16 protein-coding genes are annotated in these 16,705 nt (G+C 67.8%); 9 read left to right on the top strand and 7 right to left on the bottom strand.

What is annotated here, in order from left to right:
* Positions 1 to 12 precede the first annotated feature (12 nt).
* On the bottom strand, positions 13 to 1,056 hold the full coding sequence (locus EJO66_RS24940; protein ID WP_125966415.1) for a response regulator transcription factor: 1,044 nt from the start codon (positions 1,054 to 1,056) through the stop codon (positions 13 to 15).
* Positions 1,057 to 1,068: 12 nt separating this feature from the next.
* Entirely contained in the window at positions 1,069 to 4,704 is a 3,636-nt protein-coding gene (locus tag EJO66_RS24935; RefSeq protein WP_125966414.1) for a hybrid sensor histidine kinase/response regulator, read from the bottom strand.
* 105 nt (positions 4,705 to 4,809) lie between these two features.
* On the opposite strand from EJO66_RS24935, the gene EJO66_RS24930 reads away from it, so the two are divergent.
* The 4 genes from EJO66_RS24930 to ureC are packed head-to-tail and all read left to right on the top strand — an operon-like array spanning position 4,810 to position 7,789.
* On the top strand, positions 4,810 to 5,112 hold the full coding sequence (locus EJO66_RS24930) for an urease subunit gamma (RefSeq protein ID WP_015867014.1): 303 nt from the start codon (positions 4,810 to 4,812) through the stop codon (positions 5,110 to 5,112).
* A 28-nt stretch (positions 5,113 to 5,140) separates the two neighbouring features.
* Complete coding sequence (locus tag EJO66_RS24925) at positions 5,141 to 5,743, top strand: HupE/UreJ family protein (RefSeq protein ID WP_124960735.1); 603 nt, start codon at positions 5,141 to 5,143, stop codon at positions 5,741 to 5,743.
* A gap of 14 nt (positions 5,744 to 5,757) precedes the next feature.
* Positions 5,758 to 6,066, top strand: a complete 309-nt coding sequence (locus tag EJO66_RS24920; protein WP_124960734.1) for an urease subunit beta — start codon at positions 5,758 to 5,760, stop codon at positions 6,064 to 6,066.
* 4 nt (positions 6,067 to 6,070) lie between these two features.
* Positions 6,071 to 7,789 (top strand): urease subunit alpha, encoded by a 1,719-nt coding sequence (gene ureC, locus EJO66_RS24915; RefSeq protein ID WP_125966413.1) that lies wholly within the window; start codon positions 6,071 to 6,073, stop codon positions 7,787 to 7,789.
* Positions 7,790 to 7,792: 3 nt separating this feature from the next.
* Here the strand turns inward: ureC and EJO66_RS24910 are convergent, their stop codons facing one another.
* Both EJO66_RS24910 and EJO66_RS24905 read right to left on the bottom strand, forming a co-directional pair.
* Entirely contained in the window at positions 7,793 to 8,197 is a 405-nt protein-coding gene (locus EJO66_RS24910) for a type II toxin-antitoxin system death-on-curing family toxin (protein WP_125966412.1), read from the bottom strand.
* Positions 8,194 to 8,421, bottom strand: coding sequence for an AbrB/MazE/SpoVT family DNA-binding domain-containing protein (locus EJO66_RS24905; protein WP_125966411.1), 228 nt, complete (start codon positions 8,419 to 8,421; stop codon positions 8,194 to 8,196). Before EJO66_RS24905 ends, EJO66_RS24910 begins: the two co-directional genes overlap by 4 nt.
* A 71-nt stretch (positions 8,422 to 8,492) precedes the next feature.
* Between EJO66_RS24905 and ureE the strand changes: the two genes are divergently transcribed.
* The 3 genes from ureE to ureG all read left to right on the top strand — a co-directional run bounded on the left by ureE (position 8,493) and on the right by ureG (position 10,501).
* A complete protein-coding gene (gene ureE, locus EJO66_RS24900; protein ID WP_124960731.1) occupies positions 8,493 to 9,095 on the top strand; it encodes an urease accessory protein UreE in 603 nt (200 codons plus the stop codon).
* A gap of 65 nt (positions 9,096 to 9,160) precedes the next feature.
* Positions 9,161 to 9,832 carry an urease accessory protein UreF gene (locus EJO66_RS24895; protein ID WP_125966410.1) on the top strand — a complete coding sequence of 224 codons (672 nt, stop codon included), beginning with the start codon at positions 9,161 to 9,163 and terminating at the stop codon, positions 9,830 to 9,832.
* Positions 9,833 to 9,850: 18 nt separating this feature from the next.
* Positions 9,851 to 10,501 carry an urease accessory protein UreG gene (ureG, locus tag EJO66_RS24890; protein ID WP_021008924.1) on the top strand — a complete coding sequence of 217 codons (651 nt, stop codon included), beginning with the start codon at positions 9,851 to 9,853 and terminating at the stop codon, positions 10,499 to 10,501.
* Between the two features lie 11 nt (positions 10,502 to 10,512).
* Here the strand turns inward: ureG and EJO66_RS24885 are convergent, their stop codons facing one another.
* The 3 genes from EJO66_RS24885 to EJO66_RS24870 form a co-directional block, all read right to left on the bottom strand.
* On the bottom strand, positions 10,513 to 11,025 hold the full coding sequence (locus tag EJO66_RS24885) for a hypothetical protein (protein WP_223262399.1): 513 nt from the start codon (positions 11,023 to 11,025) through the stop codon (positions 10,513 to 10,515).
* A gap of 155 nt (positions 11,026 to 11,180) precedes the next feature.
* Positions 11,181 to 11,804 carry an ATP-binding protein gene (locus EJO66_RS24880; RefSeq protein ID WP_125966409.1) on the bottom strand — a complete coding sequence of 208 codons (624 nt, stop codon included), beginning with the start codon at positions 11,802 to 11,804 and terminating at the stop codon, positions 11,181 to 11,183.
* Positions 11,805 to 12,185: 381 nt separating this feature from the next.
* Complete coding sequence (locus tag EJO66_RS24870; protein WP_125966407.1) at positions 12,186 to 13,343, bottom strand: porin; 1,158 nt, start codon at positions 13,341 to 13,343, stop codon at positions 12,186 to 12,188.
* Between the two features lie 201 nt (positions 13,344 to 13,544).
* Between EJO66_RS24870 and EJO66_RS24865 the strand changes: the two genes are divergently transcribed.
* Both EJO66_RS24865 and bamA read left to right on the top strand, forming a co-directional pair.
* A complete protein-coding gene (locus EJO66_RS24865; RefSeq protein WP_125966406.1) occupies positions 13,545 to 14,213 on the top strand; it encodes a nuclease-related domain-containing protein in 669 nt (222 codons plus the stop codon).
* 74 nt (positions 14,214 to 14,287) lie between these two features.
* The gene (gene bamA, locus EJO66_RS24860) at positions 14,288 to 16,690 is read left to right on the top strand and encodes an outer membrane protein assembly factor BamA (RefSeq protein ID WP_125966405.1); all 2,403 of its coding nucleotides are present in this window, start codon (positions 14,288 to 14,290) and stop codon (positions 16,688 to 16,690) included.
* Positions 16,691 to 16,705: the final 15 nt, after the last annotated feature.

The following is a 16,705-nucleotide window of genomic DNA, read 5'->3' as shown; positions in this document are numbered from 1 at the left end:
GCAGGCAGGCTCTCAGATTTCGAACTGCGGCTGCAGCTCGCGGATGCGCTTGATGGCCACCCCCGCAGCGGCCGTGCGGGTCTCGACGCCGAGCTTCACGTACACCCGCTCCAGGTGCTTCTTGGCGGTGGCGGGGCTGCTGCCCAGGATCTCGCCGATGTCCTTGTTGGTCTTGCCCTTGACCACCCAGTAGAGCACCTCGGCCTCGCGCGCCGTGAGCTTCAGGCTCAAGCTCATGGCCTCGATCACGGCGGTGTCGGAAACCTCGCGCATGACGATCATCCACTCGTCGCCGTCGTCGTCCTGGCCGGTCTGCCGATGCAGGCGCAGGCTGAGGCTCGCGCCTTGGGACGGCCCGGCGGCGCTCGGCGTGGCTCCCACGCTCGGCCGCACGATCGAAAGCGCCGGCGGCTCGATGCCCTGCTGCCTGGCCTCGGGCGCATGGCGCCGCAGCCATTCGAGCACCACGGGCGGCGTCTCGGGCGCGCGGGTGTCGCAGTAGCGCTGCAGCAGCTCGCGCGCGAGCGCCGTCTGCCAGATCAGCCGGCCTTCGGGCAGCCGCACCGTGATGCTCGCGTAGCCGAAGGCGTCGAGCGCATTGCGCGCCTGGCCGGCCTGGCGCGCGTCCTGACGCGCGCGGCGGGCGCCCTGAAGGTGCACGTTCATGCGGGCCAGCACTTCCTTGGGCTTGATCGGCTTGGTGACGTAGTCGACGCCGCCGGCCTCGAGCGCGGCCACCAGGTGCTCGGTTTCGGTGAGGCCGGTCATGAAGACGATCGGGATGTGCGCCGTCGCGGCATTGGCCTTGAGCCGCCGCGCCACCTCGAAGCCGTCGATGCCCGGCATCATCGCGTCGAGCAGCACGATGTCGGGGCGCGCCTGCGCGGCGCGCTGCAGCGCCTGTTCGCCATTGGTGGCAATGAGCACGGTGTAGCCCGACTCGTCGAGCGCATCGTGCAGCACCGCAAGGTTGTCGGGCACGTCGTCGACGATCAGCACCAGGTCGCTGTTGGCGCCCTGTTCGCGCAGCGTTCTGGCAAGCGGTGTGGTTTCCATGGGACTTGTTCTTCAGGCCGCGCTGGCTGCGGCAGCCAGCGCCCGGCTCATGGCCTCGAACTGGAACTGGCGCGCGAGCACGCGCTGCGCCTCGGTCCAGGCCAGGCATTCGGGCTGTTCGGCGTCGATCTCGTCGAGCTGGTTCATGATGCCGCGAAAGTAGCCCAGACTGACCGCTTCGTCGAGTGCGCGCAGCCTCGAAAGCGACGGCGCCTGCATGGCACGCGCCGCGGCGGCGGGCGCCGGCTTCGCGGCGGTGTCGGTCCACCGCAGGCCGAGCCGGCGTTCGAGCCAGTCGAGCAGTTCCGTGTGGCGCACCGGCTTGACGAAGAAATCTTCGGGCGCAATGCCCACGTCGTTCTCCAGGCCCTTGTCGAAGGCATTGGCCGAGACGATGGCCACGCTGGCATCGGCCAGGCCGAGCCTGCGCGCGCGGCGGATCGTCTCCCAGCCATCGATGCCCGGCATCGCGAGGTCGACGAACATCGCGTCGGGCCGGTAGCCGGCCGCGACGAGGTCGAGCGCGTCGTGGCCGCTGGCGGCGCTGCGCAGCTCGAAGCCGAGCGGCGCCAGTACGTGGCCGAGCAGCTCGCGGTCGGCCTCCTCGTTGTCGACCACCAGCAACCGCCGGCGCGGGCCTTCGTAGCCGCGCCGCGCAGGCTGCACCGGCGCCGGCCGGCCCGTGGCGCCGGCCGCCTCGTGCACGCGCGGCAGGAAGAGCCGCACGCAGAAGAGCGACCCTTCCCCGGGCGTGCTGCGCACCTTCATCTCGCCGCCCATCAGGTCGGTCAGCATCTTGGCGATGGTGAGGCCCAGCCCCGCGCCGGGCGTCGCAGCCGCGGCCGCATCGCCGCGCGTGAAGGGCTCGAAGATGCGCTCGATGTCCTCGGCCGTCATGCCGGGGCCGGTGTCCTCGATCTCGACCGAGGCGAATTCGCGCGCGTACGACAGCCGCAGCGTCACCTCGCCCGCGGCCGTGAACTTGATGGCATTGCCCAGCAGGTTGATGAGGATCTGGCACACCCGCTTCTCGTCGGCGCGCACCACCTCGGGCAGGCTGCCGGTGGTCTCGAAGCGGAACCGCAGGCCCTTCTCGGCCGCCTGCAGCTCGAACATGTCGGCCAGCTCGCGCAGGGTGTCGGCAAAGCGCATGGGCCTGGCATGCAGCGTGAGCTTGCCGGCCTCGATGTGGGCAATGGCCAGCGTGCCCTCGATGAGCGACAGCAGATGCTCGCCGCCGCGCTTGATCACCGCCACGGCCTGCTGGCGATGCGGCGGCACGGACTGATCCTCGCCCATCAGCTGCGCGTAGCCCAGGATGCTGTTGAGCGGCGTGCGCAGCTCGTGGCTGATGGCGCTGATGTAGCGGCTCTTGGCCTGGTTGGCCTGGTCGGCAGCGCGGCGCGCCTGCTCGGCCGCGAGCTTGGCCTGCTCGGCGACTTCGCGCGCTTCCTCCGCCGTCTGCTTGGCCGACTGCAATGCGCGGTCGGTGGCGCGGTGCAGCTCGATCTCGCGCATCAGCAGATGGGTCTGGCGGTTCGATTCCTCCTGCGCGACCCTCCGGCTCTGGTGCGCCAGCACCAGCCACCAGGCCACCACGCCCGCAATCACCAGCAGCGCCATGTACGCCTTGAGAAACCCCGAGCGCAACGCCGACTGCTGAACGGCGGCCAGCGCCTCGGCCACCTCGGACTGCGACTGCGAGGCCAGCTGCAGCGCGCTCTCGCCCAATGCGCGCAGCTCCTGCTGGTAGAGCACGCCGAACACCACCGCCAGCACCGGCACGATGATCAGCATCAGCAACAGGAAGTGCCCCAGCCCGGTGTCAAGGTAGCGCCAGCTGAAGCGCGGCAGCAGCCAGCGCAGCACCGATGACCATTGGGCCGAAAGGCTTGCATGCGGCTTGCACAGGTCGCCGCAGCGCGCGTCCAGCGTGCAGCACAGCGAGCAGATCGCGCCCTGGTAGGCCGGGCAGTGGGCCATGTCGGGGCCTTCGTACTCGCGTTCGCAGATCACGCAGTGCTGCACCTTGAGGCGCTGGTAGCTGCCTTCCGCGCCGCCCTCGTCCACGGCGTGCTCGACCCGTGCCCAGCGCACCGCGCGCGGGCCCGCGGCCGGTGCGAAGGCGACCGCGCCATGGCCGGCCGAGCCCCGCGCCAGGTAGTACTTGCCGCCCGTGGCCCAGGCCAGCAGCGGCGAAACCACCAGCGCCGTTCCCAGCGCGATGAGCGCCGAGAAGGCCTGCGCGAGCGGCCCGAACACGCCCAGGTGCGCGGTGATCGACAGCACCGAGGCCAGCGCCATCGCGCCGACACCCACCGGATTGATGTCCCACAGGTGCGCCCGCTTGAACTCGATGCCCGGCGGCGACAGGCCCAGCGGCTTGTTGATGACGAGGTCGGCCACCACCGCCATCATCCAGGCGATGGCGATGTTGGCGAACAGGCCGAGCACGTCGCCCAGCGCCTCGAACACGTTCATCTCCATCAGCATGAACGCGATGAGCGCGTTGAACACCACCCACACCACGCGCCCCGGATGGCTGTGCGCCACGCGCGAGAAGAAATTGCTCCAGGCCAGCGAGCCCGCATAGGCGTTGGTCACGTTGATCTTGAGCTGCGAGATCACCACGAACAGCGCGGTCGCGGCCACGGCCCAGCCGTAGTTCGGAAACACGTACTCGTAGGCCGCGAGGTACATCTGGTTGGGATCGACCGCGCGCTCGACCGGCACCATGTGCGTGATCGCCAGGTAGGCCAGCAGCGCGCCACCCAGCATCTTGAACACGCCCAGCACCACCCACCCCGGCCCGCCGGCCAGCACGCCGGCCCACCAGCGCCGGGCGCCCGCGGCGGTGCGCGCGGGCATGAAGCGCAGGTAGTCGGCCTGCTCCCCCATCTGGGTGATCAAGGCGATGCCGACGGTCAACGCCGCGCCAAACAGGTGCAGGTCGAAGCCCTTGGCGCCCGTCTTCACACCGTTGTAGTGCACGATGCCCGCGAACGCACCAGGATCGCGCACCAGTACAAAGACAAAAGGCACCACCAGCATCACCAGCCACAGCGGCTGGGTCCACAGCTGCAGCCGGCTGATGGCCGATACGCCGTGGGTGACCAGCGGAATCACCACCAGCGCGCACACCAGGTAGCCCCAGACCGGCGGCACGCCGAGCGCGAGCTCGAGCGCATAGGCCATCACCGCCGCCTCGAGCGCGAAGAAGATGAAGGTGAACGAAGCGTAGATCAGCGAGGTGAGCGTGGAGCCGATGTAGCCGAAGCCCGCACCGCGCGTGAGCAGGTCCATGTCGACGCCGTAGCGCGCGGCATACACGCTGATCGGCAGGCCCGCCAGGAAGATGATGAGCCCCGTCGCCACGATGGCCCAGAACGCGTTGGCAAAGCCGTACTGCACCAGCAGCGTGGCGCCGACCGCCTCCAGTATCAGGAACGACGCCGCGCCGAAGGCCGTGTTGGCCACGCGCCATTCGGACCACTTGCGAAAGCGCTGCGGCGTGTAGCGCAGCGCGTAGTCCTCGAGCGTCTCGCTCGCCACCCAGCTGTTGTAGTCGCGCCGCACCTTGACGATGCGCTGGGGCGCGTCGTCGGGGCTGGGGGTGGCGGCGTCGGGGTTCACACCGTTTCGGTGCATCTTTCGTGCCATCCATACGTCTTTTGGCGAACACCGGCACGACTGTTGCAAAGACGAAGCCTGCCCAATAATGGCCGACCTCCACGCCACCCGAAGCCGCCTCCCATGGAACTGACCCCGCGCGAAAAAGACAAGCTGCTGATCTTCACTGCAGCACTGCTGGCCGAACGCCGCAAGGCGCGGGGGCTGAAGCTCAACTACCCCGAGGCCGTCGCGCTGATCTCCGCCGCCGTGATGGAAGGCGCGCGCGACGGAAAGAGCGTCGCGGCACTGATGAGCGAGGGCCGCACCGTACTCACCCGTGCCGACGTGATGGATGGCATCGCCGAGATGATCCCGGACATCCAGGTGGAGGCCACCTTTCCCGACGGCACCAAGCTGGTCACCGTCCACCAACCCATCGTCTGACTCTCACTCCAGAACAAGAAAGCCCGCCATGCGCCACAACGCTTCCAAGACGCTTGCCCTCATTGCCATGCTGCTGCCGCTCGCAGCCAGCGCCCACACGGGCGCCGACGGCGGCATGCACCACGGCTTCGCCACCGGCTTCCTGCACCCGCTGACCGGCGCCGACCACCTCGCTGCCATGGTCGCGGTCGGCCTCTGGAGCGCGCTGGCCGCGCGCCGCGCCTGGCCCGACCTGCTGTGGGCGCCGCTGGCCTTCGCGGGCATGCTGCTCGTGGGTGCGCTGATGGGGCTGGCGGGCGTGCAGCTGCCGGCAGTCGAGCCGATGATCGCGGCCTCGCTGCTGGTGCTGGGCCTGCTGGTGGCCACGCGCATCCACCTGCCGGCCGCAGCGGCCGCGGCGCTGGTCGGCGTGTTCGCCGTCTTCCACGGCGTGGCGCACGGCCACGAGCTCGCGGGCGAACAGGGCGCCGCATTGACGCTGGCCGGCATGGTCGGCGCCACGGTGCTGCTGCACCTGGCGGGCATCGCGCTCGGCTGGTCGCTGCGCCATGCCAATGCCTGGCTGCCGCGCGCGGCGGGCGCGGGCGTGGTGGCGCTCGGAGCCGCGCTGCTTTCGCAGGCCATCGTCTGAAAGGCCCCGCCACCATGATTCCCGGCGAACTCATCACCGACGACGCGGGCGAGCACACGCTCAACCCGGGCCGCCGCACCCTCACGCTGGTGGTGCAGAACACCGCCGACCGGCCGATCCAGGTCGGCTCGCACTACCACTTCGCCGAGACCAACGGCGCGCTCGGCTTCGACCGCGAGGCCGCGCGCGGCATGCGGCTGAACATCGCCTCGGGCGCCGCAGTGCGCTTCGAGCCCGGCCAGCAGCGCACCGTCGAGCTCGTCGACTTTTCGGGCGATCGCATCGTCTACGGCTTTCGCGGCCTCGTTCAAGGGAAGCTTTAAAAAAATGGCCACCATCGGGCGACGCGCCTATGCAGAAATCTTCGGCCCCACCGTGGGCGACCGCGTGCGGCTCGCCGACACCGACCTGCTGATTGAGGTCGAGGCCGACTACACGCTGCGCGCCGGCGGCTACGGCGAAGAAGTGAAGTTCGGCGGCGGCAAGACCATCCGCGACGGCATGGCGCAGTCGCAGCGCACCAGGGCGCAAGGCGCCGTCGACACGGTGCTGACCAACGCGCTGATCCTCGACCACTGGGGCATCGTGAAGGCCGACATCGGCCTGAAGGACGGGCGCATCGCCGCCATCGGCAAGGCCGGCAATCCCGACGTGCAGCCCGGCGTGGACATCGTCATCGGCCCGGGCACCGAGATCATCAGCTGCGAGGGCAACATCGTCACGGCCGGCGGCATCGACAGCCACATCCACTTCATCTGCCCGCAGCAGATCGAGGAGGCGCTCGCCTCCGGCATCACCACCATGCTGGGCGGCGGCACCGGCCCCGCCACCGGCACCTTCGCAACCACCGCCACCCCCGGCCCCTGGCACATCGAACGCATGCTGCAGGCGGCCGATGCGTTCCCGATGAACCTGGGCTTCCTCGGCAAGGGCAATGCGAGCCTTCCCGATGCGCTGCACGAGCAGATCGAAGCCGGCGTGATCGGGCTCAAGCTGCATGAAGACTGGGGCACCACGCCTTCGGCCATCAGCAACTGCCTGGACGTGGCCGACGCCACCGACACGCAGGTGGCGATCCACAGCGACACGCTCAACGAATCGGGCTTCGTCGAGAACACCATCGCGGCCGTGGGCGGCCGCGCGATCTGCGCCTTCCACACCGAAGGTGCGGGCGGCGGACATGCGCCCGACATCCTGCGCGTGGTGGGCGAGGAGAACTTCCTTCCCTCCTCCACCAACCCCACCATGCCCTACACCGTGAACACGCTCGACGAGCACGTCGACATGCTCATGGTGTGCCACCACCTGGACGCCGGCATTGCCGAAGACCTGGCCTTCGCCGAGTCGCGCATCCGAAAGGAAACCATCGCCGCCGAGGACGTGCTGCACGACCTGGGCGCGATCAGCATGTTCAGCTCCGACAGCCAGGCCATGGGCCGCGTCGGCGAAGTGGTGCTGCGCTGCTGGCAGACGGCGCACAAGATGAAGCTGCAGCGCGGCAAGCTTCCCGAAGACAACGAGCGCAACGACAACTTCCGCGCGAAGCGCTACGTGGCCAAGTACACGATCAACCCCGCCATCTCGCACGGCATTGCGCACGAAGTGGGCTCGATCGAAGTCGGCAAGTGGGCCGACATCGTGATCTGGAAGCCCGCCTTCTTCGGCGTGAAGCCCTTCACCCTCATCAAGGGCGGCACCATCGCCATGGCCGCCATGGGCGACCCCAACGCGTCGATTCCCACGCCGCAGCCGGTGCACTACCGGCCGATGTTCGGCAGCTACGGCGGCTCGCTGGCCAGGAGTTCGCTGACCTTCGTCTCGCAGGCAGGACTGGCTTCGGGCATCAAGGAACGCTACGGCCTGGCAAAGCACCTCAGCGCCGTGAAGAACATCCGCAACGTGCGCAAGAAGGACCTGGTCCACAACGGCTACGCGCCGAAGATGGAGATCGATGCGCAGACCTATGCGGTGCGCGCCGACGGGCATCTGCTGACCTGCGATCCGGCGGTGCAGCTGCCGCTGACGCAGCGGTATTTCCTGTTCTGAATGTCAGCTGCTTCGAGGAGCGAGATGAGCGCGGCCCCACTCCGCGAGCGCCTCTTCGTCGAGCTGGCCTGCGGCGAGCTTGAGTGTGGTCAGCACGCAGTCGTGGTCGATCGCGCGAAGCTCGAAACCATTGAGGTCCAGAAAAACTTCCATGGCGACGAAAGCCGTTCTCTTGTTGCCGTCGGTGAATGGATGGTTGCGGGCAATCCCGAAGGCGTAGCTCGCAGCCAGTGCCGCCGCGTCGGGCGATTCGTACAGCGCCCGGTTTTGCGGTCGTCCCATGGCGGAAACGAGCAGTCCCTCGTCGCGTACTCCGGCGGGACCTCCATGCTCGGCCAGCTGTTCTTCGTGGACAGCATGAATCAATTGAAGGCTGAGCCAGACCCAGGCGTCGTTCGCGGCGCTCACTTGGCGAGCTCGCGCAGCACGTTGCGCCGCTTCTTCATGATGCGGCGGGCTGCTTCCATCTGGCGCTCGAACTCCTCGTCATACGGAGTCAGGGTGAACCCTCCGCCTGCGGCTTGCGTCAGGTAAATCGTGTCACCCTTGCCGACATTCATGCTCGCCAGCACTTCCTTGGGCAGGATGATTCCGACCGAGTTGCCGATCTGGGTCAGTTTGAGGGCGGACATGGAAAGCTCCATTCAATCGAAGTTATAACAAGCGTTATATTATTCCGCCTCACTGGGAGTCGCAAGCCACCATGCTCACCGCCAACAAACTCATGCCCCAAGGCCGCGGCCTTGCGCCCGTGCTGCTCAAGCGCGCTGCCACCATCGAACTCGACTGGGACGTGCGCCAGAAAAGCCGCTTCGACGCCACCGATTCGCAGGGCCGGCAGATCGGCGTGTTCCTGCCGCGTGGCACCGCCGTGCGCGGCGGCGACGTGCTGGTGGCCGAAGACGGCTCGCTGATCCGCGTCATCGCGGCGCCGCAGCCGGTGCTGCGCATCGCGCATTGCACGGCCCACGGCACGCCGTTCGACCTGACGCGCGCGGCCTATCACCTGGGCAACCGGCATGTGCCGATCGAGCTCAAGCCCGACCACCTGAAGATCGAGCCCGACCATGTGCTGGCCGACATGCTGCGATCGATGCACCTGATCGTCGTGGCGGCCGAGGAAGCCTTCGAGCCCGAGGGCGGCGCGTATGGGTCGCACGAGCATTCGCATGGCGGCGGCCACGATCATGCGCACGACCATGGCAACAGCAAAGGTCCGAAGCCGCTCGTGCTCGCACCGGAACTGCTCGATGACCACGACCATTCGCACGGTCACGACCACGGCCATCACGGGCACTCTCACTGAAATGAGATCCTGCTTCCCGGTTCGTCGCGAGCACCCCGCAACACAACGCGCGGCGAAAAGCTGACATGCCCGACGCCCATAGCCTCCTGCAGCTCATCTGGCTCGCCTCCCCGGCCCTGCCCGTGGGCGGTTTTTCCTATTCGGAAGGCGTCGAGGCGGCCGTCGAATGGGCCGGCATCGATTCGGAAGCCAAGGCCATCGAGTGGCTCTCCGACCAGTTGCACCTGAGCTTCGCGCGCGGCGACCTCGCGCTCGTGGCGCAGGCCATCCCAGCCTGGCGCGCGGGCGATGCAGCGCGCATCCGCGAACTCAACACCTGGGTGATGACCACCCGCGAATCGGCCGAATTCTTCCTGCAGACCGAGCAGATGGGCCGCTCCTTCGTCGAATGGCTCAAGCTGCACCACGAGGACACAGCTGCCGTTTTTGCCGGCCTGCCCGCGAGCTATCCCGTCGCCTTTGCCTTTGCCGCCAGCCGCACCGGCGCCTCGGTGCACGACGGCTGCCTGGCCTTTGCCTTCGGCTGGGCCGAGAACATGGTGGCCGCGGCAGTCAAGGCCGTGCCGCTCGGCCAGAGCGCGGGCCAGCGCATCCTGGCGCGGCTCGCCAACGAGATCCCCGCCGCCGTCGAGCGCGCAATGCAGCTTGGCGACGACGGGCGCCAGGCCTTTGCGCCCCTCTTGGCCGTGCTGTCGGCACGACATGAAACACAATACTCGCGCCTCTTTCGAAGCTGACCGAACCGGACAACCCCCATGACCTCCGCCCTGCACCACATTCCCCACCGCACCAAGAAACTGCCGCCGCTGCGCGTGGGCATCGGCGGCCCGGTCGGCTCGGGCAAGACCACGCTGCTCGAGATGCTCTGCAAGGCCATGCGCGACAAGTACGACCTCGTCGCCATCACCAACGACATCTACACCAAGGAAGACCAGCGCCTGCTGACCGTGGCCGGCGCCCTGCCCGCCGAGCGCATCATGGGCGTGGAGACCGGCGGCTGCCCCCACACCGCCATCCGCGAAGACGCCTCCATCAACCTCGAGGCCATCGACCGCATGCTCGAGGATTTTCCCGATGCCGACGTGGTGTTCGTCGAATCGGGCGGCGACAACCTCGCGGCCACCTTCAGCCCCGAGCTGTCGGACCTGACGATCTACGTGATCGACGTGGCGGCCGGCGAGAAGATTCCGCGCAAGGGCGGGCCCGGCATCACCAAGAGCGACCTGTTCGTCATCAACAAGACGGATCTTGCGCCCTACGTCGGCGCGAACCTCGACGTGATGGAGCAGGACACGCAGCGCATGCGCCGGCAGCGGCCCTACGTGATGACCAACCTCAAGACCCACACCGGCGTGGCCGAGGTGGTGGCGTTCATCGAGAAACGCGGCATGCTCGACGCGGCCTGAGCCGCTCTCCTTCAGAGCTCGCTGCCATCGCGGACCTGCCGCGCCTTGTAGACCAGCCGCACACTCGCGCGGCGTGCATCGCGCACGTGCTGCAGGTACACGTCGGCGGCTTCGCTCGTCCACGCCGCGTAGGCGGTGCCGGGATCGTTCGACGCCAGTTCGCCGCCGAAAGCCCCGCGCCCCCATCGAAGCAGTTCGGCAAATGCGGCCGCACCGCCGTCGGGCAGGGCCTGCGCGGATGCGAGGAACTCGACGCGCCGCAGCTGCGAATCGGCAAAGAAGAAGATCGGCTCGAACACCAGCCCCGCCATCCAGACCGGCGCCGCCTGCCAGCTGCCGATCAGGCCGCCTGCGAGCCGCTGCGGCCGCTGCACACGCTCGAGCGCAGGCATCGCGGCCTGCAGTTCGCCGGGCGTCATTCCGAGCCGCACGCCGGGCGGCAAGGCCTGCGCATGCAGCGCCCCGGCAGCGAAGACTGCAGCGCCCGCGGCGAATGCGCGGACGAAAGGACCGAAAGAGGGCAAGAGAACAACGGATCGCAGCTTAGACATCGGAACAAGCAATAAACATTGGCGGCCAGGACAGACGGCCGCAAGTATCGCGCGGGGCGAAGGCCGGCGTTCTCGGCGGTATCGAATGACCCGCGTGAACGGCTGGCGCAGCATGCAGAGCCTGGTGCTCAGCCCGCCACCGATGTTGTCTGCCCAGGCAGCGGCAGGCGCAGCGTCAGGCCCAGCGCGCCGCCCGCGTGCGGCGCCGCATAGATGCGCCCGCCGTGGCGGCTGGCAATGCGCTCGCACACGCGTGCACTGGCATGGCCGACGGCCTGCGTCGCCTCGAGGAAGCGCGCCAGCGGCGGGCTCGCGTCGGAGGCGTCGAGATCCCTCCAGTGCACGACGGCCTGGCCGCTTTCCACCCGCGCCGAGACCTGCAGCGTGGCGCCGGGGGACATGACCTCCGTCGCATACCGCGCAACCTTCGAGAGCAGATCCTCCAGCTCGGCCTCGATGCCGAACACAGGCACCACCTCGTGCGGAACCCGGATGTCGAAGCGGATAGGCCAGCCGGATGCGCCTTCGGAACTTTCGAGACTCCGCAGCGACGCAACAAGCGGCCGGAGGTCCTGCATGCTGCTCTCGTGCATCTTCTGCTGCGCCTCGCGCCGGGCCTGTGCGGCCATCTCGCGTGCTTGCGCGCCGGCCTTGAGATTGGAAACGAGCAGGGAGGCGATGAAGGCCAGCACCGCGGCCAGGCCGAGTGCGACGACGATGGCAATGGCCAGGCCCAGATTGCTTGAATACATGGGTCGTGCGCCTTCAACGCCCCTGCGGCGGCCGGAACTCCAGGGCACCGCCGGGGCCGCGTTCGCAAGTACCCGACAAGCTATCGGCGCGCGGGCCCGGAAGCACTGGGCGCGCGCCTTCGGCCTGGCCAGCGCACACATCCCATGCGGCCATCGGCGGCCTTGGCGGCGCTTCGCCGCGAAAACCCGCGTGCCCGCTCCAGCCGGGTGGCGGACCAGGGGGCGGCGGTGGCGCAAGCATGATGCAGCCGGACAAGCCGGCAGCGGCGAGCAGGCCCGCCAAGTGATGATGGATTCTGGTCATTTGAAACTCATGAACAAGTTCACGGGCACATGCGGCGGGGCTGCGCACTGCGCTGCCCCGCCGCACACCGCCTGTCGTCAGAACGAGTGCCGGATGCCGAAGTCGTAGCCCGTGGACGAACGCGGCAGGCCCGTGTAGCTGACGCCGGCGCTGCCGTAGCCCGTGGTGCTCGCGGCGCTCAGGCTGCCGGTGTAGGCCGCATCGTTGCGGTTGTTCACGCGTGCCACCGTCGCGTACAGGGCCGTGCGCTTGGACAGGTTGTGCACATAGCCGATGGCCAGCTTCTGCGCGCGCGGATCTTCGCCCGTGATGCCCACGGCGCCTTCGTCGTAGCGTACGGTGGAGTACGACGCGCGGATCACGCCCGCGCCCACCGGCATGCTGGCGCCGATCAGGTAGCCGTTGTAGCTGTCGTGGCTGTCGCCGGCGGCCAGGTCGAACTTGTTCTTCACGTTCGACAGCTCGCCGAACAGCTTGACGGGACCGAAGTCGTACGACGCACCGAGATTGATGGTCTGCACCTTGCGCGTGAGCGAAGTGGTGTCGGTGGCGATGCTCTGGCCCAGCGCCAGGGCCACGTCCAGCGGACCGTTGGCATAGCCGAAGCGCCCGCCGACGTAGCGGCCGGCGTTGCTGTTGGTCGAGGCCGTGGTGGTGCCGGAATCGGTGTCCGTGTTCTCGTGGAAGCTGTACTGCAGCTGGCCGTAGAAGCCGCCGAGGTTGGGCGGCAGGAAGTAGCCGACCATGTTGCTGGCGCGCGCATAGTTGGCGTTGTTCAGGCCGGTGCTGCCGTTCACGGTGCTGATCACGTTGGTACCCGAGCCGTTGGTGCCGAACGGATCGAAGACGGTGTCGTTCCAGAAGGTGGCGGTGTAGTCGCGGCCCAGGCGCAGCTCGCCGAAGCCGCCCGAGAGGCTCACGGTGGAGCGGCGGTTGAAGGTGTTGATGCCGGTGGCGCCGTCGTCGTTGGTGATCGGCGCTTCGAGCCAGAAGCTGGCGGCCAGCCCGCCGCCCAGGTCTTCCGTGCCCCGGAAGCCGATGCGGCTGGAGTTGTAGCCGGAGTTGGCGAGGCTCCACTTGCTTTGCTTGGAGGCGAGGCCCGTGGTCGCGTCGCGCGAGGTGACCGACTGGTAGGTCACGCCGGCATCGACGACGCCGAACAACGTGACGGACGATTGGGCAGAGGCCAGGCCGGCAGCGGCCAGCGCGGCGAGTGCCGTGAGGGATTTCTTCATTCAGGTTTCTCCGGTTTTCAGCAGCTCTTCATCGAGCGGCTGGACCGATGGTCCTTTTCAAATTTGGAGGAATCTGGTCGACGCGGCCCGCCTTGCATCGACTGTTGTTTGCGCGCACGCCCAAGCCCCTCGCCCCTGCAAGGCCTCGTACCAGAAATCTCCCAAATGGCACGCAATGCTCGGCACCCGAAGGAGTCCGACATGACCATTGCATTGCAGAACACCACCGCGGCCTCGCTGGGTGTGCAGCAGCTCGCCAGCGCATTCAGCCCGGCCTTTTCCCACCTGCGCATTCTTCGCAACCTGATCATCCCGATGCCCGAGGGCAGCGTGGTGCGTACCGCCATGATCGACGCGGTGCTGGTGTGCGAAACCGGCGTCTACCTGTTCGAGATCAAGGCCTGGCGCAATGCCTTCGTCTACCGCAAGAAATCGGCCGAAGCGCCGCCGCGCTGGTTCCTGCGCCTGCAGGGCTGCAGCCGGGCACGCGAGGTGAAGGACCCCGCCTGGCAGGGCGGCCGCAAGACCACGCAGCTGCGAAGCCTGCTGAACGACGAGCTGCGGCTGCAGTATTTCGTGCTGCTGCCCTGCGAGGGTGTCGAGCTCGAAGGCGTGATGCCCGCTGCCGTGATCACGCAGCAGGACCTGCCCTACATTGCGCGCCTGGTGCGCAACAACGGCCGCACCGCGCGCACCTATCCGCTGCTGGATGCCGACGCCATCGACCGCACCGCGCAGCGGCTGCTCGACATCCAGGGCAGCCTCTCGCTCGACGAGCACATGCAGAACTGCCGCGAAAGAAGCGAGCAGATCTACACACGCTGGAACGGCATGGGCGCTGCTGCAGCGGCAGGCATCGGACTGCAGTAGCGGCGCCTGCGGCACGCCCCCGCGGGACGCAGGGCATCCCAGATTTCTCCGACTTTGGCGGGGACCATGCGGCGATGAATCCTTCCAAGCCCGCCTGCGTCCTTGCCGCCATGTTTCTCTCGATCGCCTGCGCGCCAGCCTGGGCCGCCGATCCGTTCACCGTCAGGGACATCCGGCTCGAGGGCCTGCAGCGCGTGGAGCCAGGAACGGTGTTTGCCACGCTCGGCATCAGGGCGGGCGACACCTACAGCGACGACCGCGGCAGCGCAGCCATCCGCTCGCTGTTCGAGCTCGGCCTCTTCAAGGACGTGCGCATCGACATCAACGGCAGCGTGCTGGTGGTGATCGTCGAGGAACGCCCGTCGATTGCCGACGTCGACTTCGTCGGCACCAAGGAGTTCGACAAGGCCGCGCTCCAGAAGGCGCTGCGCAGCGTGGGCCTGGCCGAGGGCCAGCCCTACAACAAGGCGCTGGCCGACCGCGCGGAGCAGGAACTCAAGCGGCAGTACATCAGCCGCAGCCTCTACAGTGCGCAGGTCATCACGACCGTGACGCCGCTGGAGCGCAACCGCGTCAACCTGACCTTCACCGTGACCGAGGGCGAGTCCGCGCGCATCAAGGAAGTGCGCGTGGTCGGCAACCAGGCCTTCGGCGAAAGCACCCTGCTCGACCTGTTCGACCAGGACAGCGGCGGCTGGCTGAGCTGGTACACCAAGTCGAACCAGTATTCGCGCAGCAAGTTCAACGGCGACCTGGGGACGCTGCGCTCCTTCTACATCACGCGCGGCTATCTCGAGTTCCGCATCGATTCCACGCAGGTCGCCATTTCACCGGACCGGGAGACGCTCACGCTCACGATCAACATCACCGAGGGGCAGAAGTTTGCGGTGGCCGGCGTCAAGCTCTCGGGCAACTACCTGGGACGCGAAGACGAGTTCAAGTCGCTCGTGACGATCCGCCCCGGCCAGCCCTACAACGGCGAAGACGTGAACGCCACCACCCGGGCCTTCACCGACTATTTCGGCACCGTCGGCTATGCCTTCGCGCGCGTCAAGGCAGAACCCGAGATCGACCGCGACAACAACCGAGTCACGCTGGTGCTGCGGGCGGAACCCTCGCGGCGCGCCTACGTCCGGCGCCTGAACATCGGGGGCAACGCAAGAACGCGCGACGAAGTCATCCGCCGCGAATTCCGGCAGTACGAGGGCGCCTGGTACGACGGCAACAAGATCAAGCTCTCGCGCGACCGCGTGGACCGCCTCGGCTACTTCACCGACGTGAATATCGAGACCACCGAGGTGCCGGGGTCGCCCGACCTGGTCGACCTGGCGGCCAACGTGACCGAAAAGCCGACCGGTTCGCTGCAGCTCGGCGCGGGCTACTCATCGACCGACAAGGTGTCGCTGAGCTTCGGCATCACGCAGGAGAACGTGTTCGGCACGGGCAACTACTTGGGCCTGCAGGTCAACACGAGCTCGTACAACCGCACCATCTCCCTCACGGCCACCGACCCGTACTTCACGCCGAGCGGCATCTCGCGCACCTTCAACCTGTTCCACACCACCACCCGCCCCTACTACGAGGCGGACGGCAACTACAAGCTCGCGAGCGATGGCGGCTCGGTGCGCTTCGGGCTGCCGCTCGGGGAACTGGACACGGTCTACCTCGGCATCGGCGTGGAGCGCTACAGCTTCACGCCGGGCACCAACGGCGCCTACACGCTGGTCGACGGCTCCTACGTGTACACCGGCACGCCGCAGGCCTACCTCGACTACTTCCAGTGCACGGGCACCGCGCCGAGCGTTGTGTGCGCTTCGAAGAGCAAGGTGGGCATTCCCGCGACCATCGGCTGGGCGCGCGACGACCGCGACAGCGCGCTGGTGCCCACCAAGGGCCGGCTGCAGAGCGCCAACCTCGAGGTGGGCGTGGGCAGCGATCTGCGTTACCTGAAGAGCACCTACCAGTACCAGCAGTACTTCGCGCTGTCCAAGCAGTACACGCTCGCCATCAACGGCCAGCTCGGCTATGCCAAGGCGCTGGGCGGCACCACGTATCCCATCTTCAAGAACTTCTATGCGGGCGGGCTCGGTTCCATACGCGGCTTCGAACAGAACTCGCTCGGGCCGACCGATGCGGTCACGGGCGGTGCGCTCGGCGGCACGCGCAAGGCGATCTTCAACATGGAGTTCAGCACGCCCTTCCCGGGCGCGGGCAACGACCGGTCGCTGCGGCTCTACACCTTCTTCGATGCCGGCAACGTGTTCGCGGAGCGCACCGCGAGCATGACCGACGCGCAGTGGAAGGCACAGAACCGCCTGCGCGCATCGGCGGGCGTGGGCATCAGCTGGATTTCTCCGCTCGGTCCGCTGCGCCTGGCCTATGCGGTGCCGCTCGTGTACCAGAAGCTCGACGAAGCCAACGGCATTGCGGCGGACCGGACGCAGCGCTTCCAGTTCCAGATCGGCACGTCGTTCTGAAGCGGAGCACCCATC

The sequence above is a fragment of the Variovorax beijingensis genome, assembly GCF_003951285.1.
GTDB classification, from domain to species: Bacteria; Pseudomonadota; Gammaproteobacteria; order Burkholderiales; family Burkholderiaceae_C; genus Variovorax; species Variovorax beijingensis.
Note: the sequence above shows the minus strand (reverse complement) of the source record. Positions and strands in the feature narration are given on the sequence as shown.

Excerpts from the sequence above, each read along its gene's own strand:
- EJO66_RS24865 (WP_125966406.1), top strand. The coding sequence starts at position 13,545 with ATGACCATTGCATTGCAGAACACCACCGCGGCCTCGCTGGGTGTGCAG.
- EJO66_RS24895 (WP_125966410.1), top strand. The coding sequence starts at position 9,161 with ATGCCCGACGCCCATAGCCTCCTGCAGCTCATCTGGCTCGCCTCCCCG.
- EJO66_RS24930 (WP_015867014.1), top strand. The coding sequence starts at position 4,810 with ATGGAACTGACCCCGCGCGAAAAAGACAAGCTGCTGATCTTCACTGCA.
- EJO66_RS24905 (WP_125966411.1), bottom strand. The coding sequence starts at position 8,421 with ATGTCCGCCCTCAAACTGACCCAGATCGGCAACTCGGTCGGAATCATC.
- ureE (WP_124960731.1), top strand. The coding sequence starts at position 8,493 with ATGCTCACCGCCAACAAACTCATGCCCCAAGGCCGCGGCCTTGCGCCC.
- EJO66_RS24880 (WP_125966409.1), bottom strand. The coding sequence starts at position 11,804 with ATGTATTCAAGCAATCTGGGCCTGGCCATTGCCATCGTCGTCGCACTC.
- EJO66_RS24925 (WP_124960735.1), top strand. The coding sequence starts at position 5,141 with ATGCGCCACAACGCTTCCAAGACGCTTGCCCTCATTGCCATGCTGCTG.
- ureG (WP_021008924.1), top strand. The coding sequence starts at position 9,851 with ATGACCTCCGCCCTGCACCACATTCCCCACCGCACCAAGAAACTGCCG.
- EJO66_RS24870 (WP_125966407.1), bottom strand. The coding sequence starts at position 13,343 with ATGAAGAAATCCCTCACGGCACTCGCCGCGCTGGCCGCTGCCGGCCTG.
- EJO66_RS24940 (WP_125966415.1), bottom strand. The coding sequence starts at position 1,056 with ATGGAAACCACACCGCTTGCCAGAACGCTGCGCGAACAGGGCGCCAAC.
- bamA (WP_125966405.1), top strand. The coding sequence starts at position 14,288 with ATGAATCCTTCCAAGCCCGCCTGCGTCCTTGCCGCCATGTTTCTCTCG.
- EJO66_RS24920 (WP_124960734.1), top strand. The coding sequence starts at position 5,758 with ATGATTCCCGGCGAACTCATCACCGACGACGCGGGCGAGCACACGCTC.
- EJO66_RS24935 (WP_125966414.1), bottom strand. The coding sequence starts at position 4,704 with ATGCACCGAAACGGTGTGAACCCCGACGCCGCCACCCCCAGCCCCGAC.
- ureC (WP_125966413.1), top strand. The coding sequence starts at position 6,071 with ATGGCCACCATCGGGCGACGCGCCTATGCAGAAATCTTCGGCCCCACC.